We start from the raw sequence: 23280 nt of genomic DNA, 5'->3' as shown, positions 1-23280 counted from the left end.
GATGAACGTCAACATAGAGAAACGTCGAATCAGGCGCCGCCCGGACTGAAGGGCCGGGCTCGGACAGCGCCTCGCGTGGAGCGGCTGCCGGGTGTGCGCGGTCAGTTGGTTGACGACGCGCACCAGGTGCTCGACGCCGGTGCGCAGCCGTCCCCGAGGTTCGGACCTCGGATCGCCGGAGCCGATCGCCGCGCAGATCGAGCGCTTCAAGCCACAGAGCTCGTGAAGTCACAGGGGCTGGAGTGCCAGGCCCATCACGCGGACTGGCCCGGCCTCCCGTGCTGGGGAGCGCTGGAGTCGGCGGTCCTGGTGGCCAAGGGGACGAAGCTCGACGGCGCCCCCGAAACCGTGCTCCACGACGAGACGGACGGAATCGAGCGGCGGAGGTTCACGATGTTCCAGACCCGCCTGGCGGGCCAGAGGGCGCCGCCCCGTACTGCAAGCGCGGCTGGGCCCGTCGCTGCCGGGGCATGCAGGTCGGTTCGGGCAAGAAGTTCGACTACATCCTGAGCAGGGGCGCGGTGCGTTCCCGTGCGTGCATGCTGCATACGGTGAACAGCGACCACCGCGTGGTGGTCAGCGACATGACCGCAGGCCCTGCCTCGCGCAGCCCCTGCCGCCTGGTCTGACCAGATCTCCCGGGCGCCCGGCGGCGTTCACGGCCGCCGGGCGCCGACGTGATGCGGGGGGCGGTGTCAACCGGGCCACGTGCCGGTCAGGTTGCGGGTGGCGGTGGCGCCCGCGCGGTCGACGGTGGCCTTGACCGCGGCGAAGATCGCGCCCTGCAACGTGGCGGCGAGCAGCACCTCGGGCCAGCCGCGCTCCTCGTCGGTGGCGTCCGGGGCGTCTTCGTCGTGACCGAGCACCTTCCACGCCTTCTGGAACATCGCCGCGGCGATCATGCCGCTGACGGCTCCCAGCGCGAAGCCGACCGGCTTGTAGGCGAGGGTCGATGCCTTCATGCGCGCCCTCCCCTTCCGCGGCGGGAGACCAGCCACAGCACGAGTGCTCCGGTGGTCGCCGCGACCAGGACGGCGGTGCGGTTGTCCCGGGCGGTCCGCGCGCCCCGGGCGGCCTGGTGCCGTACGGGCTCGGGCAACGTGTCCTGCACCTGGTGCGCCACGTCGACGGCCTTGGCCCTGACGAGGTCCGCCTTGGCCGCGGCCTGGTCCTTCGCCTCCGCGGCCTTGGCCTCCGTCTGCTGCTTGACCTGGGCGGCCTTGTCCTTCACCCGGGCCTTCACGTCGGCTTTGGCCGCGAGCGCCTCGACGGTCTCCCCGAGCTCGGCGCGGGTCTGTTCCACCTGCTCGCGCAGTTCCTCGGGGCCGGCGGCGGTGGGTTCGTCATGCGGCGGCTGGGTCATCGCCTGGCACTCTCCTTGATCGTGGCCACATCGGCCTTGACGCTGTCGATGGCCTGTTCAGGGGCGGGTGGGGCGGCCCGGCCGACCTGCTTCTTGCCGGTCGCGGCCAGCACCGCCGCGATCACGCCGAGCACGGCGGTGACGATCAGCGCCGCGGTCCACACCGGAAGCGGCACGGCAAGCGCCGCGATGGCGGTCGCCACCAGCGCCTGCAGCATCAGGAATCCGACGACACCGGCGCCGCCGAACAGGCCGCCGCCCTTGCCGTAGCGTTTGCCCTTCTCCCTCATCTCCGCCTGCGCCAAACGCAGTTCACCGCGCACCAGCTCGGTCAGCTGCTGCGAGGCGCGCTGCACCAGTTCGCTCACCGGCTCCTGACCGGGGCTCCGATCCTGCGCGGTGTCCCGACCCTGTGCGGTGTCCGGACTCTGTGCGGTGACATGCGACTGCGTGCCTGACACGGCGATCACCTCCCGTCCCGCTCGTCGTATCGGCCAGGAGCACATCGCGGGTGTCCCGGCCCTCACGGACGCGCGGGTACCCCGGACAGGGCGGCTCGGAACCAAGGCGGTGTGCGGTGGTTCATCCTCGTACGGAAGCCTCGCGCCGGGCCTGCGGCAGCTCGGCGACCGCGGCGGGGTCGCCGTGGAACATCGAGGCCAACTGCCGGTCCTGCATACGCGCGCCGCGCGCCTCGAGCCGCCGTCGGCCTCCGGGCAGGACCCCGAGAACCCTGTACCGGACGGTGTTGCTCGCCAGGGAGAGGAGCAGCGCCCAGGGGATGCGGCGGCGCAGCCCCAGGTCACGCATGCTGTCCTTCCCCATGAAGGCGGTGAGGAGGCTCGCCTGACGGGCCCTCTCGTAGCGCTGGTGGAGCCGTTCCACGACGGGGCTGCGGTGGCCGAAGCGGCGTTCGGCCTGGGCGTCCAGGGTCTGTCGCGCCAGGTCCCGGCCGGCCTGGGTCTGCCCGGCGGCGGCCAGCAGGATGTGGTGGTTCCAGCGATGCCGGACGCTCTCGTCGTCGGTCAGCCACTCCGGCGAGACGCCCATCAGCAGGCCGACGTAGCGCCACAGGTGCATGAGGTCGTCGCGCTGCGCGCGGGTGAGCCGCACGCCGAGTCCGAGGCAGCCGACGATCACGGTGCTGTCGAAGAGCCCGAGCGTGCCCGCCTGGTCGGCCTGGTTGATCGGGTAGCCCCAACGCCCGGTGTCCCAGCGGGGTTCGAAGCGCGCGTTCACCAGGGCGTGCATGGCGCGCACGTGGACCGTCAGACGCCAGCCCTCGGCGCCGGGGCGCAGGCCGCCGACCCGGGTGACGGCATGGGACCACTTGGTCGTCTCGCCCAGGCGTCGCAGCGTCGTGTCACCGGTCAGCCCTCCGGTGAGGACGAGCAGGTCGGACGGGCCGCCGAAGCGGTAACCGCCGATGAGGGACAGGAGAGTGAGCACGTCACCGGAGTTGCGCCCGAGACAACGGTAGGCCGCGGCGCCCCGCTCGACACGGTCCCAGTCCACCCAGTCGGGCACGGTCGTCGCGTGGTCGAGGAAGGCCCGCAGCGCGGGCGGCAGATCCCGGGGCACGTCGGGGGCCGCGGACAGCGCATCGCGGATCTGCGCGTGTGTGACGCGCTCCGGGTCCCCGGCGGGCAGGCGCATCGCCTCGGCGAGGGCGGCGCCCAACTCGTCGCGTTCGAGGAGCGCGTTCCCCAGGCGCTCCATCAGCGACTCGTCCACGTCCTTGTCGATGTCGGCGAAGAGGAAGATCGCGCGGGCGATCCTGCGACCGCGGTCCTCGGCCTCCCGGAAGCGGCTCGGGAAGCGGCCTGTGTCACGGACCTCGCTGATCTGTGTCATGCGACCCGTTCTAACGCGAATATTTACTCGCATACAATTCGCGTTATGCGGAAGGAGCCGCGGCAGGAGCGGTCCCGCCGGATGGTGGAGCGGATCGTCGCCGCAGGGCGGACGGTGCTGGCGCGCGACGGTTACGCGCGCTTCGTGACCACGCGGGTCGCGGACGAGGCGGGTGTCAGCCCGGGCTCCCTCTACCAGTACTTTCGCGACAAGGACGAGTTGCTGACGGTCCTCATGGAGCGGTTCTGGGCGGAGACCGGCGACCGGGTGACGGCGTCGTTGGCCGACCGTTTCACCGACCCGCCGGAGCGGTTGATCCCCAACGCGGTGGAAGCGCTGCTGTCCGCGTTGGAGCACGATTCGCGACTGCTTCGCGTTGTGACCGAGGAGGTCCCGCCGCGCTACAGCGAGGTCCATCTGCACGCGCTGCGCCGCCGCGTCCAGGACCTGGGCTCGGCCTACCTCGCGGGGCGGGCGCCGGGGGAGCGGGGCGGGACCACGCGCTCATGGGTGATCGTGTCCGCGATGGAGGCGCTCAGCGTCCGCTGGGTCCTGGAACGCCCCGCGATCCGGCGTGAGGAACTGGTCGAGGAACTCACGAGGTTGGTGGCCAACTACATGGCAGGGACGAAGCCGGTCTGACGGTCGCGCCCGGCTGCCCTGCTGCTGCCGTGCGGCGATTCGGCCATGGCGCACGGGCGCTCGTTGACCGTTCGACGGGTGCGTGTGACCGTCGACCCGCCAGGAACGGCAGGGGAGTTCACACAGCAAGGGGAGGGACAGGGATGACGGTACGTTCGCTCAGACTCTCGTCGGTGGCACTGCTCGCCGCGGGGGTGATGACCGTGGCCGGCGCCGTGGGGACGGCGCAGGCGACGGAACCCGCCGCCGCTCGCACGACGGGGACCGCGGTGACGGTCCAGAGCGACCCGACGCCGGAGGAGCAGGAGCAGCTCCGTGAGATCGCGGGGTCGATCTGGACCCCGGAGCTGGCGGCGGGCTGGAACATGAACGCCGATGTGGCGAACGTCCTGTCGGAGGTGACCGGCGGGATCCTGAAGTGCTCCGAGGCCTTCGCGCTGGTGCCCAGGCCGCCCGCGTTCATGCCCGGTCTGAGCTATCTGCGCCAGTACTGGAAGCAGATCAGGGACTACTTCCTGGTGGTCAAGGAGAACCGAACGTACCGGGTTTGTGTGGTGTCCGCCGCCGCCCACTACCGCTCGATCATCGAGATGGCCTCGGCGGGCATCTGAGAGACGCAGCCCTTCGGGGCCGCGTCAGCGGTGCGTGGCCTTGGCGTAGAGGGCGGCCGCCTCGGTGCCGAGGATCACGCTGTACGACACGTCGGGGGTGTCTCCGCCCCCGTGGTAGCCGCCGAGGACACCGATCAGGTGGCCGTCGGCGGTGACCCACGGGCTCCCGCTGGTGCCGTTGGTGAAACCGGGGCAGCCGATGCTCTGCTGGCCCGCGCGGAAGCGCTTCGTGGGGCTGGTGCAGGTGCGCGGGGCGTCCTCGTCGGCGGGATAGCCGGTGACGGTGACGCGGTGGTCGGTGCCCGCCGCGGTGTCCAGGGTGTTGGCCCCGGTCACGTCCTCGACCTGTCGGCCGTCCAGCGGTTGGAGGACGGCGAAGGCGAGGTCGTGGTCCTCGTCCTCGTCGTGGGTCCAGTGGTCGTCGGCGTAGACGCGGTCGATCTTCCACAGGCCGTAGGGGGCCTTGCCGTCGTGGTAGCCGGGGGCGAACGTGACGCCCTTGCCGTCGCTGAGGCAGTGGCCCGCGGTGACGATGAGATCGCGGCCCTTGCTGTGCACCACGGAAGCGGTGCAGAAGTGGCCGCCGTCCAGGTCGCCGTCGAAGAGGGCACCGACCCGCGCCGCGTCGGCGGGCGGAGCGGGGTGCGCGGCCGGGGCGACGGCGTGGGGCAGCGCGTCGGTGTTCGCGAGCGCGAGGCACGAGAACAAGGCGCCCACGGCGAGCATGGCCCGCAGGCGCCCGCGCCTCGCCCGTACGCCCTTCGCCATCCGCCGCTCACCCCTCTGACCTCGCACTTCACTCACCTCACACCTCGCTCGTCTGCCGGGAAGCATGCCCCAGGAATCTGAGGATTCTCTGTGACGCCACGCACAAACGATCTCGATGTGCGATGAATACCTGCAGGCCGGCGCGTGAACGGCCGGAGGCGGGCGCGGCGGCCTCCGGCGTGTGCCGCCACAACTCCCGTTCCGTGCGGTTCGGTTGATGCGCCCGCGGCGACCACGCGCTCACCGCGGACGATCTCCGTACCGCCGCGTCGGCCACCGCCGGAGAAAGGGTCGCTGGGCACTCAACGCCCGCTCGCTGGAGTCGAGTTGAGGTCAGAGCGGGCAGGGCCCGGGTCAAGCTGTGGCAAAATCTCGTCGAGTTGGTCCAGTCCTTTACGAGCGCGGGAGCGCGGCAGAGGCACCCGGCACCCCGAATTGGTACGGCTCGGGGGCCGCCCCGCCCGCGTTGACATGCCCACGGGGGGTGGTTCCCTGAGAGGTCTGTACCGCAGGAAGCGCGTCCGACCCCTGGCCCATCGGACCGTTCCCGCATCCGCCACCGCCCTCGTACGCGGCCGGCGGCGGACACACGGACGCGAGCCGAAGGAGAGCCTCGGACGCCTCACCTCCCCCAAGGAGAGCCGTGTCCCCACTCAGATCCTCAGCCAGACCCCGCGGGGCCCTGGCCTCGCCCAGACGCCTCCTCGCACTCCTGGCCGTGCTCGCCCTGGCGCTGGCCGGACTCACCGCACGCGCGGCCCCCGCCCACGCGGCCGCCAAGCTCACCGCCACCTTCGTCAGCGAGGGAAGCGGTTCGTCCTGGACCGGCAAGTTCGTCGTGAAGAACAGCGGCGACACCGCCGTCGACACCTGGTCCCTGGAGTTCGACCTGCCCGACGGCGTCACCATCAGCGGCCACACCCACGGCACCGCCGAGATCAAGGGCAAGCACGTGGTCGTGACGCCCGCGTACTACAACGCCCGCGTCCCCGCGGGCCGTGACACCGAGCCGTACAGCTACAGCTTCCGCGGCAGCGGTCAGCTCAAGCCCCCGACCGGCTGTCTCATCAGCGGCGACAAGTGCGACGGCACCGCGGCCGTGCCCCCGAAGGCCCCCACCGGGGTGAGCGTCGCCGACACCACCGCCCGCACGGTCAGCCTGAAGTGGACGGCGGCCGCACAGGGCGACTTCCCCGTCGCCTCGTACGAAGTCCTTCGCGGCACCACCGTCGTGGCGGCGAGCGCCACCACCCAGGCCACGGTGCGCGGCCTGGAACCGGCGACCGCCTACCAGTTCAGCGTCCGCGCCAAGGACTCGCGCGGCAACACCGGCGAGGCCAGCGCCCCCGTCACCGCGACCACCGTGGACCCGGCGACCGACACCGTGCCGCCCACCGCGCCCCGCAACCTCCGCTCCAGTGACGTCACTTCGAGCACCGTGAAGCTCGCCTGGGACGCGGCCACCGACAACCAGCGCGTCGCCGCGTACGACGTCTACCGCGGCACGACCCTCGTGGAGAGCCTGCCCGCCGACACCCTCACCAGCACCCTGACCGGACTCACGCCCGACACGGAGTACTCCTTCACCGTCAAGGCGCGGGACGCGGCCGACAACGCGTCGCCCGCGAGCGACATCCTGTCCGTCACCACCAAGGAGGCCGTCGGCCAGGGCGGTTACGCCAAGGTCGGCTACTTCGTGCAGTGGGGCATCTACGGTCGGCAGTACTTCGTACGGGACCTCGACACGTCCGGCGCCGCGGCCAAGCTCGACGTCATCAACTACGCCTTCGCCAACATCGATCCCAAGAACCTCACCTGCCTCAACGGTGTCACCAAGGGCACCACGCCGAACCCCCAGGACCCCAACCAGGGCGACGGGGCCGGGGACGCCGAGGCCGACTACGGCCGGGCCTTCCCCGCCGGGCAGTCCGTGGACGGCGTCGCCGACGACGGCTGGGGCAAGCTGCGCGGCAACTTCAACCAGCTGAAGAAGCTCAAGGCCAAGCACCCGAACCTCAAGGTGCTCGTCTCGCTCGGCGGCTGGACCTACTCCAAGTACTTCTCCGACGTCGCCAGGACGGACGAGGCGCGGAAGAAGTTCGTCAAGTCCTGCGTCGACATGTACATCAAGGGCAACCTGCCCGCGTACAACGGCGCGGGCGGTGACGGCGTCGCCGCCGGCATCTTCGACGGCTTCGACCTGGACTGGGAGTGGCCGGGCTCGCCGGACGGCCATCCCGGCAACCACTGGAGCACGGACGACAAGGCCAACAACACCGCCCTGATCGCCGAGTTCCGCAGACAGCTCGACGCGCTCGGCGGCAGCCACCGGCTGCTCACCGCGTTCACCCCGGCCGACCCGAAGAAGATCAACGACGGCTGGGACCTCAAGGAGATCTTCAAGTACCTGGACTTCGCCAACGTCCAGGGCTACGACTTCCACGGCGCGGGCAGCGACAACTCCTGGGAACCGAACCGCACAGGGCACCAGGCCAACCTGTACAAGGACGCGCAGAGTCCGTACGCCAACGACTTCAGCGTCGACGACGCCGTGAAGGCGTACACCGATCAGGGCGTCAAGCCGCGCAAGCTGACCATCGGCTTCCCGTTCTACGGGCGCGGCTGGCAGCAGGTCGCCGACGGCGGCGCGCACGGCGAGTGGCAGAGCGCCAACGGCGCCGCGCCGGGCCAGTTCCAGGAGGAGGCGGGCACCCGCGGCTACGACAACCTCGTCGCCGCCTTCCCGAACCTGACCGTGTACCACGACGAGCAGTCCGTCTCCACGTACGGCTACACCGGGGCGAACGGCCAGTGGTGGTCCTTCGACGACCCCTGGTCCATCGAGAAGAAGACCCAGTACATCAAGTCCAAGGGTCTGCTCGGCGCCATGATCTGGGAGATGTCGGGAGACACCTCGAACAACATCCTGTTCAACACCCTGGACCGCGGCCTGAAGTGACCACCGCGGCCCCTCGGCCGGGCCGCCTCGGGACCCCCCTCCGAGGCGGCCCGACACGGATCGCCCGGGGGCTGTTGCCCTGCTCGGGGACGCAGGGGCACCGCAGCCTTCGTGAGACCAGGTGGTCGAGTGCGGCGTCGATGTGTTTCAGTCCCGGCCCTGCCACGTGGTCACGCAGGCTTCGTTTCCCTCCCGGTCGGCAAGAACCCAGAACGCGGGGGCGTGGGCCGCGGATACGAGCCGCCCCCCGGCGGCCAGCGCGCCCTCGATCCTTCGGGGTGCCTCGTCGTGCGGAACACTGATGTCGAGGTGGATGCGATTGCGCTGCGGACGCGCGCGGTCCATGCGCTGGAACCAGATCGCCGGGCCCTGCCAGAGCGGATCGACGAGGGGATCCTCCGCTCCCTCGGAGCCCGCCTCATCGGTGTAGCCCAACACCGCCTTCCAGAACGGCCGAATCCCGGCGATGTCCAGGGCATCGATGGCGATCTCCACGAGCTGGACAGACCGTGGCGCCCCCGTTCCCCTTCCGGGCTCCGGGAGAAACCCGGACTCGCCGACGGCGGCGGAGATCCGACGCGCGAGCTCGACATCCCGGGTGGTGACCGCCGCATGGTCCGACGACTGCAGAGTGAAGACGGCCCGATCGGGGCGGACGTCGATCCGGAGATGGCGATCCGCGTCGTCGCCGCACACCGCGACGGCGTCCGCCGCCAGGCTGATCGCTTGAGCCGACGTCCCGACCGGCACCGACGTTTGCAACGAACCCAGCAAGTAGCGCCACCCGTGCTCCTGGACCGACTCCGACGCTTCCTGCCGACTCAGTATCCGCTCCATGACCGCATCTTCGCAGCCTCGCTGCGAGTCCCGCCCGCCGGAACGTCCGGTGCACGCCCTGGGCGCCGCCTTGCTCCACCCGTAGCCCGTATCCCTTGACGCGGCGGCACGGCACCGGGCCTGCCCCCGACTGGCCGCCACGGGCCCGGAGGGCGGCCTGCGCGTCGAGGTGGGACTGCCCGAGCGCCGCTCGTCCGGGCCTCCCGCGCCACAGCGGTGACGCGGCATTTCGGCGGCACCTTCCGCGGAGTGTTCGGAGTGTTCGGGGTGTTCGGGGTGTTCGGGGTGTTCGGGGCGCGAAGGGTGTCAGGGGGACGACGCGGGCTCCTGCACCACGTCGAGTGCGGCCCGGCTGAAGGCTTGGACGCGAGCCGTGGCGCCGTCAGCGAGTCGTACCAGACCCCACTCCACCGGCGCGGCATCCTCGATGAGCACGTACGCGACATCGGGGCGGGCGAAGTGGCGTCGGGCGTGAGCGCCGACGGTGGCGACGCCTTCGCCCGCGCCGACGAGCGTGAGCGTCTCGGTGAAGGTCGCGGCTGAGAAGCCGCGCGCGACGGGCTGCCCGGCGGGGATCCGGCGGTGCTCGCGATCATCGGGCAGCGAGTCGCTGAGGGAGTCGGGCAGCGAGTCGGGCAGCGTCTCGGGGGTCCGGAGAACGGTGACGCGGTCCAGGTCCGCCATGGAGACGGCGGCGCGGCGGGCGAAGGGGTGCTCCGCCGGTACGGCGAGCATGCGGGCTTCCCGCACCAGGACCGGCCCGAAGGCGATGTCCTTCTCGTGGTTCGGACGACAGGTCAGCGCGATGTCCACCTCCCCGCCGCGCAGCCAGGGCAGGACTTCCGGCGGCCGTGCTTCACGGAGCTGGACGTCGCAGTCGGGGTGCCGGGAGCGGAATGCCTGCGCCACCCCGACCAGCAGCTGGCTCGCGGCGGGCCCGCTGAAGGCGACTCGCAGCAGTCCGGTCAGGCCCCGTCCCGTGTCGACGGCCCGCGCGAACGCGTCGGCGATCTGGGTCCAGGCAGGGCGCGTGTCCTCGTACAACTGTCGTCCCACCGGGGAGAGTTCCACCCGGCGGCTGGTGCGATGGAACAGTGGGGCGCCGACGCGGCGCTCCAGCTTGGCGATCGTCTGGCTGACCCGGGCCGTGGACACGTGCAGCCGCTCGGCACTGCGGCCGAAGTGCAACTCCTCTGCGAGCGTCAGGAACGCCTCCAGCTCATGTCGCTCGACCATCCCGCACCCCTCCATCGTTAACCGGGGCTTCACGGTCGTTGCGCAGGTGCGCATTGATGCCCCCTGTGGCCTGCAGCAGGATCAAAGGCGTTGGAACACCATCTGACCTGCATCGGAGAACATCATGTACGTCACCGGCGAGAGCGCCCTGACCGCCCCCTCCACCGACACCGCCGCGGTCGTCGCGGAACTCAGGGACCGTACGGAGATCACCGACGCGCTCTACCGCTTCGGCCTCGGCCAGGACCTCAAGGACAAGGAGCTCTTCGCCTCGGCCTTCGCCGCCGACGCCGAACTCGACTTCCGCCCGGCCGCCGCCAAGTGGGGAGCCAGGCCGCCGCTGATGTCCGGACGCGACACCATCGTCACCACGATCCTGGCCATGTTCACCGGCCGGGTCGACACCACCCACCAGGTCACCAACGTGCGCATCACCATCGACGGCGACACCGCCCGCCTCACCGCCCTGGTGGAGGCCCAGCACCTGCTCACCGCCGACCCCACGAAGCGTGCGCTGCTGAAGAACCCCTACGACGTCGAGCTGGTCCGGGACCACGACCGCTGGGTCATCCGCCGACTCGTCATCGCCAACACCTGGTTCGAGGGCGAACCCACCGCTGTCTTCGGCTGACCCTGGACCAGGGCGGGCTTGTGTGCGCGGCCCGGTCAGTGAGCTGCCCCGGGTGTGCGCCCCCGTGACCTGGTGAGCAGACCCCAGAACGAGACGAGGGCCCAGGTCCCCTCCGAGCAGGAAACCCCAGTCGCCCTCCACGACCGCGTCGACGGCCATCAAGAGGGAGCCCAGGGCACTGAGCCAGAGATACGACCACGCGTCGGTGCGCAGGGACGAGAGGTGGGGCGAGAAGCGTTTCGAGACAGTCCGTCCTGCTCGTCGGGGATGCGGCAACCTACGAGAGTGCGTGGCGTGACCTCGGAATCAACGGTGCGCCGCCACCGTCGGGCCGGTGGCCGCGACAGTGGCAGGCCGAGCTGTCCGGGTAGCCCGGGCTTTCCCGTGTGCTGAGGTGAATTCCGTTACGGGGCACACCAGTTGGCGGACTCGCCGAGCTTCGCGTTCGTGATGGCCGATCCGCGTGGGACCGAGCCGTCGGATCAATGTGCGGGGCCGGAGGATCGCGTCCCAGCGCGCGCCCGGATCTCAGACCGTGCTCAGCGGATGCCCCGCCGTGGTCGAGCGCGGGGGCCAGGCGGCGGGGGAGAGGATGCCGAGGACGTAGGCGCGTGCGACGAGGGCGGGGCGGGTGGCGGCGCCCAGGAGCTCGCGCAGGCGGCCCAGGTGGTAGTCGATCGTCTGGCGGGACAGCTTCAGCGAGGTGGCGATGTCGCTGTTGCTGCTGCCCTCTGCCAAGAGGGTGAGGATGCGGATCTGCGCGGCGGTCAGCAACGGATGGGCCTCGTGGGCGAGGCTCTGGTGCGTGACGACGGCCCAGACGTGCGGGGCCCGCTCCGCGGAATGGCCCACCGTGGTCAGGTGGAGCCGTGCGCGGCGTTGCAGCCCCCGCGTGCCGTCGAGCGTCACGGAGGTCTCCACCCGTCTGGTGCGCCGGGCTATGAGCCCCCGCCATCTGCGGTGCAGCCGGTCCAGGCCGGGGGCGGGCGCGAGCAGCGTGTGCGCCCGGCGGCCGACCAGGTCGGGCAGGGCGAGGCCGAACAGCTCGGCGGCCGCCGCGCTCGCCTCGATCACGCGACCGCCGGCCGACAGGAGCGCGCAGGGCAGGCCGGTGTGGTCGCGCAGCGCCCGCAGGTGCTCCTCGGCCTCCTGGCGCTGGACCATGGCGCGGAGGTGGTCCGTGACGTCGACGTAGATTCCGGCGACGCAGGTCTGCCCGTTCTCCTGGACGGGGAAGCGGTGGCCGACGGCGTGGCCCGCGCTGCCGTCCGGGCGGCGGTAGTCAAGGGCGTGGCGCACCGGCCTGCCCCGGGTCAGGATCTCCTGGTCGAGCGTGCGGAAGTGGACGGCCTCCGCCGGCGCGTCGAAGTCCTCGATGCGCCGGCCGGTGAGCGCCTGGGCCGTGGTGCCGTAGAGGTGCGCGTAGGCGTGGTTGGCCCACAGGTACCGTCCGTGCCGGTCCCGGATGAACGCGGCCGCCGGGGCGAGGTCGACGAGGTCGGCGAAGGCGGCGTACCGGCGCGGGGCTTCGGGATGGGTGTCGACCTCCACCGCCAGACCGCGGGTGCGGTGGTGTGCGCGGGCGGCGTCCCGCGGACAGCTCACGTCGAAGGTGCGGCCGTCGAACCGGGCCAGCCAGCGTCCGTCCCGAGGCGGGTGTCCGGAGCCCGCGACGTCCTGCCGGATCCGGTCCAGGAAGCGCTGTGCCGTGCCGGTGTCGGCGAAGGCGCCGCCACCCCTCTCCCGTACCTGCCAGGGCTGGTCGACCTCCCACCAGAACACGGGAAGGTCCTCGAGCAGGGCCTTGAGGCTGGAATCGTCCACAGCTGTATCTCCGTCCGTATACGTGTGGTTGACGCACAGTCACCTCGCGATGCGTATCCCGTCCGTCGCTCGCGCATGCTCGGTTCTCGGCCGAAGTGGCACCACAGGCCACGGGGGGTTCGTGGAGTCGTGGGCGTTCGCGAGCCGTGGGTGTTCGTGGGTCGTGGGCGTTCGTGGGCGGGCCGCCGGTGCGCGTGGCACATGCCGCCCTGGCGACTCAGGCATTTGCCTGAACGCCGGGCCGCCGCAGTGGCCTCGCAGGCAACCGGCGCCTGTTCCCCTTGGAAGTGCGGGTGAACATGCCCCGCCCCCCTTTCCCCGGTGCCCCTCCGCGGTCGGCGCGTGGCACCGATCCGTACGGCGATACGCACCAACTGGACGAAACGGAGACGAACTTCAGTGAGCAAGGTGCTGTTAGTGCATGCCAAGGGTGGTCCGCCGCTCGGTCACGTCCTGTCCAGGGCGGCCGCGAAGACGCAGGTGCACCTCCTGGCGCTCAGCGCTCTTCCTCCGGCCGTGGCAGGTGACGCCGGCAGACTGTGCGCCTCGGTGGTGACGCCCACCGACGCGCAGCGCGCCGACCTGGTGTCGCTGATCGTCGCGCGGGCGAAGGCCGTCGGCGCGGACGCGGTGCTCACCTTCTCCGAGTACGCGGTCGTCGCCGTCGCCGAGGCGTGCGAGGCGCTCGGTCTGCCGGGGGCGGGCCGCGCCGCCGCACTCGCCCGTGACAAGCGCCTGATGCGGCGCACCTGGCGGCAACGCGGCCTGCCTCAGCCCGAGTTCAGGCCCGTCGCCACGGAGGCGGACCTCCACGAGGCGGCCGCCCACCTGCCCTTCCCGCTCCTCCTCAAAGCGGCCTGGAGCGCGGGTTCCACCGCGCACCAGATCATCCGCTCCCCGCACGAGGTGTCCGCCGCATGGCGCAGGTCGCGCGACGTGATGGCCGAATCGGCCCAGTTGGGCTACGCGGAACTGCATGTGGCCGAGGCCGACGCGGACTTCGTGGTCGAGCAGATCGTCACTGGCACCGCCTCGGAATGGTTCGACGACCCGGGCTGGGGCGACTACGTCAGCGTCGAGGGCGTCGTGGCGCAGGGCGTGTTCCACCCGGTCTGCGTCAGCGGCCGGATGCCCACCGTCGAACCGTTCACCGAGCGGGCGGGCATCACCCCCGCCCAGCTGTCCCCGGACGCGCAGAACCGGATCGTGGCTCTCGCCCGGGATTCCGTCGACGCGCTCGGCCTGCGCGACTGCGGCACCCACACCGAGATCAAGCTCGGTGCGGACGGCCGGATGTGGCTGATCGAGACGGCCGCCCGGTTCGGCGGCGCGATGACGGTGCCGCAGATCGAGGAGGTCTTCGACCTCGACCTGATCGGCATGCTCGTCGACCATCTCCTGGGCCGCCCGGTCCACTGGCCCGAGCGCGCCCTCACCCCGGCGCAGGCACGCGGGGCGGCGGGCTCCCTCGTCGTCCTCGCGGTCGACGGTGCGGGCCGGGCCTGGCGGGACCGCAGGGCCTGGGACTTCTCCGCGGTCACCGCCCGCGTGCCGCTGAGCCGTGGCAGTCGCCTAGCGGTCGTCGCGGAGAGCTCACTGGCCGACGGCGACACCGTGCCGGTCTACGACCCGGCCGCCGGAGCCAACACCATGGCGGCCCTGTGCCTGCTCTCCGCCACCGACCCGCGCACCGTGCTCCGCGACTTCGAGACCCTGGTGGACGCCCTGCCCCGGGTCCTGCCCGCAGCTCAGCCCGAGGAGGTTTCCCGATGACCGCCCAACTGCTCTCCGGCGCCCCCGAACCGGCCACGGACCGCACCGTCGTCGGTGAGAACCTCTCCCTGCCGCTCTTCCGCACCCTCTCGGGCGTCCTCGCGGGCCACCAGTACCTCAAGGTCGTCGTCGACCGCTCCGAGGACACCTGGCACCTGCTCGACACCGCCGCCCACCCCTTCCACGTCAACTACGTCGCCACCCGCGTCCTGGGCATGGAACTCGCCGCCCTGGACGCCGAGTTGGACGCGTTCAACGCCTCCGTCTACACGGACCCCGACCGCCGCTTCCTGCTCGGCGTCCTGTCCCTGCACGCCGAACAGGACGCCGAGGGCCGCGAACGCCCCTTCCTGGTCCTTGAGACCACCGAGGCCGATACCATGCACGGTGACCTCCTCGCCTGGTTCTACGAGTACGTGCGGGTCCGCGTCGACAGCCGCCTGCCCGTGCTCCTCAAGCCCGCCAACCACGGGCAGGAGGAGGAACTCGCGGCGATCAGCGAGCAGCGCGTGCCGCGCATCCTGAGCCATGAACTCTTCGGCAACAGGACCAGGACCCCGCTGAACTCCGGCGAGGCCACCGGGCGGCTGCGGTACTTCCGTACGCACGAGGAGTACGCGGCGGCCGAGGCCGGGCTCGGCTGGGCCGACATCGTCGCCATGCCGTGCCTGCCGGACGACGTGCCCCGGGTGGCGGGATTCCTCAACACCGCCCCGATCACGCCGCTTTCGCACACCAACGTCCTCGCCTCCGGGTGGGGGATACCCAACGCGATCGTGCGCGACCTGGCGCAGATCGTCGAGCGCGACGCCCTGGACGGGGCGTGGATCCGCTACCGGGTGCGCGAGGACGAGATCTCCCTGGAACGCCTCGACCACGAGCCGGTCCTCGATGCCCCGTCCTGGCACCAGCAGCGCATCCGCCTCGAACCGCCCCTCCTTGAGGACACCCCCGTCCTTGCCCTGCACCGGCTGCGTGGCACCGACCGGGACCGGTACGGCACCAAGGCGGCCAACCTCGGCGAGCTGCACCACGTGCTCGACAGCCGCACGGCCGACCTGACCGCCTTCTACCGGCAGCCGCGCCCACCGCGCGACAACCTCTGCGGGCACCTAGCCGCACGGCTCGGCCTGGAAGAGCCCGCCGCGGACGAACTGCGCGCCGCCGCGGCCCGGTTCGTGGCCTCGACGGTCGGAGCCCCGGCGGGCGTCGCGCTCCCCTTCGCGCTGCAGCAGAACTTCCTCGCCTCCTGTGCCCCTCTCCAACAGGGCATCGGCAAGCTCAAAATGGCACTGGAACTCGACGCCACGGACGTCCTGGACGCGCTCTGCCTGCAGCTCCAGCACCTCATCCGGCACACGCCCGTCCCCGAGTCCGTCACGCGGCAGATCATCCAGGCCTTCCCCGCCGCCGCGGCCTGGGGCGGCCGCCTCGTGGTGCGCTCCTCCTCCAACGCCGAGGACCTGCCCGGGTTCTCCGCGGCGGGCGTCTACGACTCCGTCACCACCGTCCACGGCACCGACGAACTCCTTGACGCCGTACGCCAGGTGTGGGCCTCCCTCCTCTCGCCCCGCAGCGTGCGCCTGCGCCACCAGGTCGGCATCTCCCTGGACGACACGTACATGGGCGTGATCATCCAGGAGTACGTGCCCGCCGCCCTCGGCGGCGTCCTCGTCACCTGCAACCCGACGCGTGGCGAGGACTTCCGCAACGTCTACCTCAACTGCTCGCCGGGCTCGCCGGAGCAGGTGGTCGACGGCTCGGTGCTGCCACAGCAGTACCTGTACAACACGGTGGAAGGCGGCGGACGCACCGTCGCCCTGGGCTCCTTCGGCGAGCCGCTGTCCGCCGCGACCCGGGCCAGGCTCGCCGACCTGTCCCTGACCGGGCGGCTCCTGCAGTCCCACTTCAGCGGGGCGCCGTGCGGCGGGGCCGACGTGGACAAGCCGCTGGACATCGAGTGGCTCATGACCGAGCAGGGTGACTTCCGCCTGGTCCAGATCCGCCCGTACGCGCTGTGAGCCCGCGCATCCGCCGGTCCGCCACCGGGGCGGGCGGCGGCCTGACGGACACCGCACGCCGGATCATCCGGCTCAACTACGGCTTCCAGCTGCTGTTCAACCTGCTGTGGTGGATGCCGGTGTTCTACGCCTACCAGAAGACGGCCGGGCTGACGGACGCCGAGATCTTCGGCATCCAGAGCATCTATTACGTGGCGTTCTGCCTGTTCGAGATCCCGACCGGGCTGATCGCCGACCGGATCGGCACCCGCAACTGCCTGCGGGCCGGCGCGGTGGTCATGACGGCGGCCAACCTCGCTCCGGTGCTCAGCGCCTCGTACACCGGTTTCCTCGTGCACTTCCTCGCCATCGCGGCGGGCCGCTCGCTCACCTCGGGCGCGGCGAGCGCCTATCTGTACGACGGGCTGCGGGCCGAGAAGTGCGACGAGCACTACCTGAAGGCGGAGGGCACCGCACGCGCCCTCGGCCTCGCGGCGAAGGTCGTGTGCTGGCCGCTGGTCGGGCCGCTGATGGCGCTCGCCCACCCGGCGCCCTACCTGCTCAGCGCCGTCAGCGCGGCGGGCTCGCTGGCCTGCGCCGTCGCGCTGCCCCGGCTCGCCGGAGTGGCGGGCGGCAGCGGGAAGGCGGCGCCCGACCAGTCGGACGGAGGGCGCAGGGGTGGCGCGTTCCTGCGGGACGCGGGCGCGGCCCTGCGCTGTGCGGCCTCCTCGCGGTGGCTGGCCCTGGTCATGGTCCAGGGCGTGGCCGTCTTCACGCTCTCCCGCATCTGCCAGGTGAACCTCTTCCAGCCGATCCTGCTCGACCACGGCATCGCGGAGGCCTCGCACGGCGGAGTGCTGGCCGCGATGACGGTGGCGGAGGCGGTGGGCTCGGCCCGCCCGCAGTGGCTGAGCCGCCGCCTCACACCGGTGGCCTGGGTCTCTCTGCTCAGCCTCGTGCTCGCGGGCAGCCTGGCGGGCATGGCCTTCGGCGGACCGTGGTCCGTGGTGGCGCTGCTCTGCCTGTTCGCCGCCGCGACCGGCTTCGCCTACCCCGTCCAGCGCAAGCTGGTCAACGACGCCGTGCCCGCACATGCCCCGCGCGCGACGCTCCTCTCGGTCGAGAGCATCGTGGACCGTGCGGTGTGCGCGCTCGCCGCGGTCGCCGTGGGCGCGTACGTCTCCGCCGGCCACCTGGACGCCCTGCTGCTGCACAGTGCGCTGGCGACGGCGATCCTGCTGGGCGGCTTCCAACTGGTCCTGCGCAGCGGGGTGGTGACGCGCAGCCGGGAGGCAGCGCAATCGCAGATGTTTCCGGAGGTGGCGGTGCAGGGTGCGGGTGACGCGGGGGACGGGGGCGACGGGGAGGACGAGGTGACCCGCGCCGCCACCGAGGCGAAATCCGGCAGGGGGCGGCGGGGATGAGGGGGAAGACAGGGATGACGGGGGTGACGGGCAAGGCAGGGAGGACAAGGAGGACGTAGCCGTCAGCGCGGCCGGTGGCCGAGGAGTTCGATCAGTCCGACCGGGAGATACACGGGTCGGTGCGGCCGGTCGACCTGGTACGCCAGGTAGCCGAGCGAGGCCGCGACGTCGACCTCCTTGGCCGTCTCCGCCTGGTAGACGAGGCGGCAACCGCCCGAGAGGTCCTTCGCCCGCTGCCACAGCACCGGCGCCGGCTTGCGCTCAGCTTCCGTACGAGGCGTCAGGATCCGGTCGCCGAAGTCCTTCCAGGCGAAGGGCGCCGAGCCCTGCCACGTGGCGTCGACCTCGCTCCTCAATCGGGCGGCACGCTCGGCGTCGGTCTTGCCCCAGGAAGGCGGCACGTTGGTGATCAGGCCGACTTCGATGTGCCGTTCGCGCAGGGCCCGCAGATAGGCGGCCGCGCCGGGGTGGTAGCCGGTGCTGCCGTCGTCCGCCGTGTGCACCAGGGTCTCGCCCAGGTCGAAGTACACGACGGGGCAGGCGCGTTCGACGCCCACCTGCCCGGCGACGGCGCGTGCCGCGCTGCCCGACGTGTGCGCGGGCGCGGCGGTGCTCGCCGTGGCGCAGAGCACGGTCGAGGCCAGGGCCGCGCCGAGCGCGAGGCCCACGTGGAGCGGTCCCCTTGAGGCGGGTCTGTACATGGCGTTGTCGCCCCTCTTCTGGTGCGTCCGTTCCGGTGCTTGTCTGTCGGTGTGTGTCTTTCTGTGCGTGCCTGTCGGTGCGTCACGAGGCGCGCGAATGTTCCGTTCATGGCACCGTCATTCGTCGATCCCTCGCGCTCTACCCCTGAACACCACGCGCCACGCGGATTGCGGACCATCACGGGACGACGGCCTGAGGTGCGGCGGTCGTCGCACCACCCCTGTTCCGATCCAGCCCTGAACCGGACCGTTCACCGCGTCGGCGACGCGCTCGAACGGGAACGTTTCCCGCATGTGGACGCGGAGCCTGCCCTGTTCGACGAGTTTGAAGAGTTCGACGAGTTCGACGAGGGCTCGCAGGGCGACCTGCTCGGGGTCGACCGCGATGCGACTGAAGCACATGCCGGCCGTGTCCCACCGAGGATGACCGGCGGCTATCGGCCCACGTCGACCCGGAAGGAGAGCCGGTTGCCCTTCGTCTGGAGTGCGGCGCTCTGAAGGGTCGGGTCCTTGTACGACGACGCCTCCTCGACCAGGATCGGGCAGCCGTACTCGTCGTCGAGGCAGCCGCCGAGTTCGGCCCCGAGGGTGTCGACCCGGGCTACTCCCGCCTGCTGCTTCAACCACTCTTCGACCAGTGAGACCTGGTTGGTGCAGTGATGGACGCACGGGTCAGGCCATGTGTACGTCACTTGCGCCCGGTTCTGGTCGACGCGGGTCGTGGTCGGCCGGGAGAAGCCCTTGGGGGCGGTCAGGGCGTCGGCCACTTTCCGGTTGGCCTCGTACGCCTTGTTGTCCCGCATCTCAGGGATGGACGCGGCAATCGCGGCCAGTACGAACACCAGTACCGCCGTGGTCAGCTTGGCCCGCCGTGAGAAACGTCGGCGCGGTGCGGGGCGCGGTCCGGCGGTGGGCCCCGCCTCGGCCTGCCCCACGGCGGGTCTCCACGCCGGCATCGTAGGAGGCGCGAAGGCAACGGGACGTGCCTGCGCGGGAGTTGGGGCTGTGGAGCAGTCGAGCTGGGCCTGCAGCTGATCCATGGTCAGGCGTGCGGCAGGGTCCTTGTGCAGGAGCCCGTCGAGTACGGGGCCGAGCACCCCCGCCCGCAAGGCCGGGATCGGCGGCTCCGTCACGACGGCGACCAGGACCGCGCTCGGGGCCGCCCCGGCGAACGGGGCGTGGCCCTCCACGGCGGCGTACAGCGTCGCACCCAGGGACCAGAGATCGGACTCGGCCGTCGCGGGCAGGCCCTGGACCTGCTCGGGTGCCATGAACGCGGGCGTGCCCATGATCATGCCGGTGGCGGTGAGGGTGGCGTCGCCCTCAACGGCGGCGATCCCGAAGTCGGTCAGGACGACCCGGTCCTCTTCGAGGAGGATGTTGGCGGGCTTGATGTCCCGGTGAGTGATCCCCATCCGGTGCGCGGCGGCGAGCGCGGCCGCCACCTGCCGCCCGACGTCGGCGGCCCGTTCGGGCGCGAGAGGGCCTTGTGCCTCGACGAGGTCGGCCAGGGACCCGCCGTCCACCAACTCCATGACGATCCAGGGCCGTCCGTCCGGGCCGGATATCCGGTCGTGAACCGTGATGATCCCCGGATGCTTCAGCCGTGCGGCGGCGCGGGCCTCGCGGTCGAGCCGGGCGATCCAGTTCTGCCGCTCGAGCTCGCCCAGATGCTCGGGCAGCCGCAACTCCTTGACAGCGACGTCCCGCCCCAACTGCTCATCGTGAGCGTGCCAGACGGCACCCATGCCGCCTCGGCCGATCAGTCGGCTCAACCGGTAGCGCCCTGACAGGAGTTGCCCGTGATCGTCGTCCACGCATGGAATATAGCCGGGCCGCCCGCGCCGGACCCTGGCGTTCGGACCCGCGGCAACGCTCACGCCGATGCCCCGGCGGTCCGCGATCGTATGGGCGAGGTGTGGCGGCAGCCCGCCGAGAACGGCATCGGGGTCACGGGATCTCCCAACTACCCTGCGCCGCACCGGAGTCCGGGGCGGTAAGCCCGCGTGGCGGCTGGCGGAGAACCCTATGGCGGCGGATGTCCGGTCGTGTTCCTATATGGCGTCATCGTCCATCTGATCACTCCAGCCTCACACGGAAAGTGAATGCATGTTACGAACCCTGCGCGCCCTTGGCCTCGCCGTTCTCCTGGCGGTCACGTCCATTGCCATGGCCCCGTCCGCCAGTGCGGACCCCCTCACCCCCGTCGGTGGCGGCAGCGGGCTCATCTTCCGGCTGAGCCCGACTCCGGAGGCACCCCAGAGCTACTACATCTGTACGCTCACCGCCGTCGGCCGTGACAACACCGGCAACCTCGTCGGCCTGACCAACGCCCACTGCTTCATCGACGACAAGGGCAACAAGCTGGTCGGCGAGAAGGTGTATCTGGACAGCTCTCCCGCCGGAACAGCCGCGGCCCCGGCCCCGATCCCCGACAGCCGTCCCGATCTCAAGACGGGCGCCATCGGCGCCGTGACGTACGTCGGCACACCGAACAACCTTCTCAACACCGGTCCCAAGGGCCTGGATTACGCGGTGATCGACCTGGACGAGACCAGGGTCGCTCCCACCAACACCGTCGGCTCGGTGACCATTACCTCGATCGGCGCCCCGCCCGCCAACGGCACCCGCATGTGCAAGCAGGGCCACCGCACGGGCCTCACCTGCGGCATCAAGCTGGGCACCAACGGCATCTGGTTCAACCACCTCATCTGGACCAACGGCGGCGACTCCGGCGCTCCCGTCGTCGACGGTCAGACACTGGTGGGCAACGCCTGGGGCGCACAGCACAGTTCGCCGATCCTGAGCATCATCGACGAGATGAACGCCAACGGCGGCGTCGGCGCAGGGTTCCACCTCGCCTCCTGAACTCCTCCCACCGAAAGCCCGGCCACCCGGACGAAAGCCCCCAGGCGGCCGGGCCGCGTCCCTCAGCAGTTGTGCTTCATCGCCGGAAGGCGCCTGAAAGGAAAAAGTCCAGGTCAGGCGCCTTCTTGTGGGCCCTTAGAAGAAGTCCAGCTTCTTCGGTGAGTACGACACCAGAAGATTCTTCGTCTGCTGGTGGTGCAGGGCGCACGCCTCCACTGACCAGCAGGGACTGGTGAAATCGCGCTGCCAGACGCAGGGTTGGTCCGCTACTGGTCCGGATCTTGCGACGGGCTGCGGGGCTTCGGCATGGCACGGGCACGACGGTGCGTCGCAGCGCCGTCGGCGGCCAGACTTGCGGACAATCCCGCAGCCCCGGAGCGTCGAGCTGAGCTACGGCGCGCCCAGGCCGCACAGCCCGGCGAGGAAGCTGGGGGGACAGGTTGCTGGCGAACTGCTCGTCGGTGTCACGGCGGAACCTCGTCAGGCGCAGGGGCAGGCCGAATACCGGGTCCAGGAGTGCGACGACGATGTGCTGCGGCCCCGGACCGCGGTGGCGGACGTGTGAGGGTCGTACGACCAGACGCGTCATGTCGATAGCGGCCCCGCGGTAGCCGTCGGCGAGGTAGGTGTTGGCGAATCGGTGCAGGACGGCTGCTCTGCGCAGCAGGCCGCTCCCCAGCCAAGCTCCGCGTTGCTGAACATGGACGAAGTGGTCGGTGTCGTCTTCCCATTGAGCTAGGTGGTCGCGCTCGGCAGTGGTCAACGCCCTCGGCGCGGTACGCCAGCAGAGCTGCATGGCGTTCGGGTCGATCCATTTGGTGAGCATCGTCTGCTCCGTGCTGCGCCACAGGCGGGCGGGTGGACCGCTCAGACGCAGCCGTGTGGGCTGGTTCAGTACACGCAGTTCGATCGCTGTGCGCAGGCGCTTGATGATGCGCAAGCCGGGTAGCCCGTGCAGTTCGCCGCCGGGCGCAAGTGCTGGGAGGAGCTCGAAGAGAATCTCGGCTGCTCGTTCCTCGCCCTCCACATAGAGGGAGAGCCTATCCGGTACGGGGTGAACTGCCGTGATGCCGAGGGGGGAAGCGGGTGTAACAGTTGCGGTTCTCCAGCAGGCTGAGGAACACCGCTGTCGAGCGCGACGCTGATCAACTCACCCGTGCGTCACAGCATGAGCCGACTGATTTCCTATCGCCACTGCTTCGCCGCATCCGAGCGACGGCTGGGCCAGGCCCGTCCAACAACACCGATGTCTGGTGCAACGGGGCCAACGTGTTCCGGATGGAGACAACACACGGGCCGCACTGCAGCGGCCTGATCGCGCTGTTGTGCCAGGGGCCCACAGGTCTCGGCTGGACCGTGGAGCATCAGCGGTGCGCGTGTAACGCCGGTGACCAGCTCAGCGGCTGCATCATAGATATCCGGCTGCCGGGCGGCCAGGTCCTGCACTACTCAAACCTCCGCCGGGACTCCGCCGACGGCGCAGCACGTCAGGCTCGCAGGCTCGCGGAACTCAATGCCTGGGCCTTTGCTGACTGACCTCGACGCGGTCCGAAATCGCCCCGCTCTCGCGGCCATCGAGTGAATCCGGCGGGCCGCAAGAGCGTTCAGCGACTCAGTGGTCAGCCGGACTTCCGCTTCCTCCGCAACCGTGCCAGATTCCGCTCCTCGGACGTACGCCGGAGACGCGCGACGGTGTTGTGACGGCCGTGGCACCCAGGCACACATGCCACGGACGCCCCGGGAGAAAGGCCAGTGACTCGGAGGATCTCCCGACCAGGGCTCCCCGTGA

The 23280-nt window shown here is 70.8% G+C and carries 21 protein-coding genes; 10 read left to right on the top strand and 11 right to left on the bottom strand.

Translation table 11 applies throughout. The annotated features are described in order from the left end of the window. Nucleotides 1-470: 470 nt before the first annotated feature. On the top strand, nucleotides 471-629 hold the full coding sequence (locus tag ACZ4D5_RS14540; RefSeq protein WP_467772689.1) for a hypothetical protein: 159 nt from the start codon (nucleotides 471-473) through the stop codon (nucleotides 627-629). Nucleotides 630-695: 66 nt separating this feature from the next. Here ACZ4D5_RS14540 and ACZ4D5_RS14535 read toward each other — a convergent pair whose 3' ends face one another. The 4 genes from ACZ4D5_RS14535 to ACZ4D5_RS14520 all read right to left on the bottom strand — a co-directional run bounded on the left by ACZ4D5_RS14535 (nucleotide 696) and on the right by ACZ4D5_RS14520 (nucleotide 3217). Next, the gene (locus tag ACZ4D5_RS14535; protein WP_467772688.1) at nucleotides 696-962 is read right to left on the bottom strand and encodes a DUF4235 domain-containing protein; all 267 of its coding nucleotides are present in this window, start codon (nucleotides 960-962) and stop codon (nucleotides 696-698) included. Further along, entirely contained in the window at nucleotides 959-1363 is a 405-nt protein-coding gene (locus ACZ4D5_RS14530; RefSeq protein WP_467772687.1) for a DUF3618 domain-containing protein, read from the bottom strand. Before ACZ4D5_RS14530 ends, ACZ4D5_RS14535 begins: the two co-directional genes overlap by 4 nt. Beyond that, on the bottom strand, nucleotides 1360-1731 hold the full coding sequence (locus ACZ4D5_RS14525; RefSeq protein WP_467772686.1) for a phage holin family protein: 372 nt from the start codon (nucleotides 1729-1731) through the stop codon (nucleotides 1360-1362). The genes ACZ4D5_RS14530 and ACZ4D5_RS14525 overlap by 4 nt, the downstream gene beginning before the upstream one ends. A gap of 214 nt (nucleotides 1732-1945) precedes the next feature. Then, nucleotides 1946-3217, bottom strand: coding sequence for an oxygenase MpaB family protein (locus ACZ4D5_RS14520; protein ID WP_467772685.1), 1272 nt, complete (start codon nucleotides 3215-3217; stop codon nucleotides 1946-1948). A 45-nt stretch (nucleotides 3218-3262) separates the two neighbouring features. On the opposite strand from ACZ4D5_RS14520, the gene ACZ4D5_RS14515 reads away from it, so the two are divergent. Next, the gene (locus tag ACZ4D5_RS14515; RefSeq protein ID WP_467772684.1) at nucleotides 3263-3859 is read left to right on the top strand and encodes a TetR/AcrR family transcriptional regulator; all 597 of its coding nucleotides are present in this window, start codon (nucleotides 3263-3265) and stop codon (nucleotides 3857-3859) included. 143 nt (nucleotides 3860-4002) lie between these two features. Further along, nucleotides 4003-4470, top strand: a complete 468-nt coding sequence (locus ACZ4D5_RS14510) for a hypothetical protein (RefSeq protein ID WP_467772683.1) — start codon at nucleotides 4003-4005, stop codon at nucleotides 4468-4470. Between the two features lie 24 nt (nucleotides 4471-4494). Here ACZ4D5_RS14510 and ACZ4D5_RS14505 read toward each other — a convergent pair whose 3' ends face one another. Continuing rightward, on the bottom strand, nucleotides 4495-5265 hold the full coding sequence (locus ACZ4D5_RS14505; protein ID WP_467772682.1) for a trypsin-like serine peptidase: 771 nt from the start codon (nucleotides 5263-5265) through the stop codon (nucleotides 4495-4497). A gap of 616 nt (nucleotides 5266-5881) precedes the next feature. Here ACZ4D5_RS14505 and ACZ4D5_RS14500 point away from each other — a divergent pair. Next, nucleotides 5882-8197: a glycosyl hydrolase family 18 protein gene (locus tag ACZ4D5_RS14500; protein ID WP_467772681.1), complete on the top strand. Its 2316-nt coding sequence runs from the start codon at nucleotides 5882-5884 to the stop codon at nucleotides 8195-8197. 147 nt (nucleotides 8198-8344) lie between these two features. On the opposite strand, the gene ACZ4D5_RS14495 is transcribed toward ACZ4D5_RS14500, so the two are convergent. After that, nucleotides 8345-9034, bottom strand: a complete 690-nt coding sequence (locus ACZ4D5_RS14495; RefSeq protein WP_467772680.1) for a VOC family protein — start codon at nucleotides 9032-9034, stop codon at nucleotides 8345-8347. 306 nt (nucleotides 9035-9340) lie between these two features. Beyond that, nucleotides 9341-10270, bottom strand: a complete 930-nt coding sequence (locus ACZ4D5_RS14490; RefSeq protein ID WP_467772679.1) for a LysR family transcriptional regulator — start codon at nucleotides 10268-10270, stop codon at nucleotides 9341-9343. A gap of 124 nt (nucleotides 10271-10394) precedes the next feature. On the opposite strand from ACZ4D5_RS14490, the gene ACZ4D5_RS14485 reads away from it, so the two are divergent. Further along, complete coding sequence (locus ACZ4D5_RS14485) at nucleotides 10395-10901, top strand: nuclear transport factor 2 family protein (protein WP_467772678.1); 507 nt, start codon at nucleotides 10395-10397, stop codon at nucleotides 10899-10901. A gap of 528 nt (nucleotides 10902-11429) precedes the next feature. On the opposite strand, the gene ACZ4D5_RS14480 is transcribed toward ACZ4D5_RS14485, so the two are convergent. Further along, nucleotides 11430-12725 carry a PAS domain S-box protein gene (locus ACZ4D5_RS14480; RefSeq protein ID WP_467772677.1) on the bottom strand — a complete coding sequence of 432 codons (1296 nt, stop codon included), beginning with the start codon at nucleotides 12723-12725 and terminating at the stop codon, nucleotides 11430-11432. A gap of 417 nt (nucleotides 12726-13142) precedes the next feature. On the opposite strand from ACZ4D5_RS14480, the gene ACZ4D5_RS14475 reads away from it, so the two are divergent. The 3 genes from ACZ4D5_RS14475 to ACZ4D5_RS14465 are packed head-to-tail and all read left to right on the top strand — an operon-like array spanning nucleotide 13143 to nucleotide 17922. Next, nucleotides 13143-14498: an ATP-grasp domain-containing protein gene (locus ACZ4D5_RS14475; RefSeq protein WP_467772676.1), complete on the top strand. Its 1356-nt coding sequence runs from the start codon at nucleotides 13143-13145 to the stop codon at nucleotides 14496-14498. Further along, nucleotides 14495-16519: a PEP/pyruvate-binding domain-containing protein gene (locus ACZ4D5_RS14470; protein WP_467772675.1), complete on the top strand. Its 2025-nt coding sequence runs from the start codon at nucleotides 14495-14497 to the stop codon at nucleotides 16517-16519. Before ACZ4D5_RS14475 ends, ACZ4D5_RS14470 begins: the two co-directional genes overlap by 4 nt. Beyond that, nucleotides 16516-17922, top strand: coding sequence for an MFS transporter (locus ACZ4D5_RS14465; protein WP_467772674.1), 1407 nt, complete (start codon nucleotides 16516-16518; stop codon nucleotides 17920-17922). Before ACZ4D5_RS14470 ends, ACZ4D5_RS14465 begins: the two co-directional genes overlap by 4 nt. A gap of 62 nt (nucleotides 17923-17984) precedes the next feature. Here the strand turns inward: ACZ4D5_RS14465 and ACZ4D5_RS14460 are convergent, their stop codons facing one another. Next, a complete protein-coding gene (locus ACZ4D5_RS14460) occupies nucleotides 17985-18623 on the bottom strand; it encodes an HAD family hydrolase (RefSeq protein WP_467772673.1) in 639 nt (212 codons plus the stop codon). Between the two features lie 108 nt (nucleotides 18624-18731). Here ACZ4D5_RS14460 and ACZ4D5_RS14455 point away from each other — a divergent pair, with 108 nt between their 5' ends. Next, nucleotides 18732-19121, top strand: a complete 390-nt coding sequence (locus ACZ4D5_RS14455; RefSeq protein ID WP_467773041.1) for a hypothetical protein — start codon at nucleotides 18732-18734, stop codon at nucleotides 19119-19121. On the opposite strand, the gene ACZ4D5_RS14450 is transcribed toward ACZ4D5_RS14455, so the two are convergent. Next, nucleotides 19058-20440, bottom strand: coding sequence for a serine/threonine-protein kinase (locus tag ACZ4D5_RS14450; protein ID WP_467772672.1), 1383 nt, complete (start codon nucleotides 20438-20440; stop codon nucleotides 19058-19060). The genes ACZ4D5_RS14455 and ACZ4D5_RS14450 overlap by 64 nt on opposite strands. 292 nt (nucleotides 20441-20732) lie before the next feature. On the opposite strand from ACZ4D5_RS14450, the gene ACZ4D5_RS14445 reads away from it, so the two are divergent. Continuing rightward, a complete protein-coding gene (locus ACZ4D5_RS14445) occupies nucleotides 20733-21491 on the top strand; it encodes a trypsin-like peptidase domain-containing protein (RefSeq protein WP_467772671.1) in 759 nt (252 codons plus the stop codon). A 76-nt stretch (nucleotides 21492-21567) separates the two neighbouring features. Here ACZ4D5_RS14445 and ACZ4D5_RS14440 read toward each other — a convergent pair whose 3' ends face one another. Continuing rightward, complete coding sequence (locus tag ACZ4D5_RS14440) at nucleotides 21568-22518, bottom strand: hypothetical protein (RefSeq protein ID WP_467772670.1); 951 nt, start codon at nucleotides 22516-22518, stop codon at nucleotides 21568-21570. Between the last annotated feature and the right edge of the window lie 762 nt (nucleotides 22519-23280).

It is taken from the genome of Streptomyces sp. NPDC025651, from assembly GCF_055558735.1.
The sequence above is the reverse complement of the archived record's forward strand: the minus strand, read 5'-3'. Positions and strand labels throughout refer to the sequence as shown.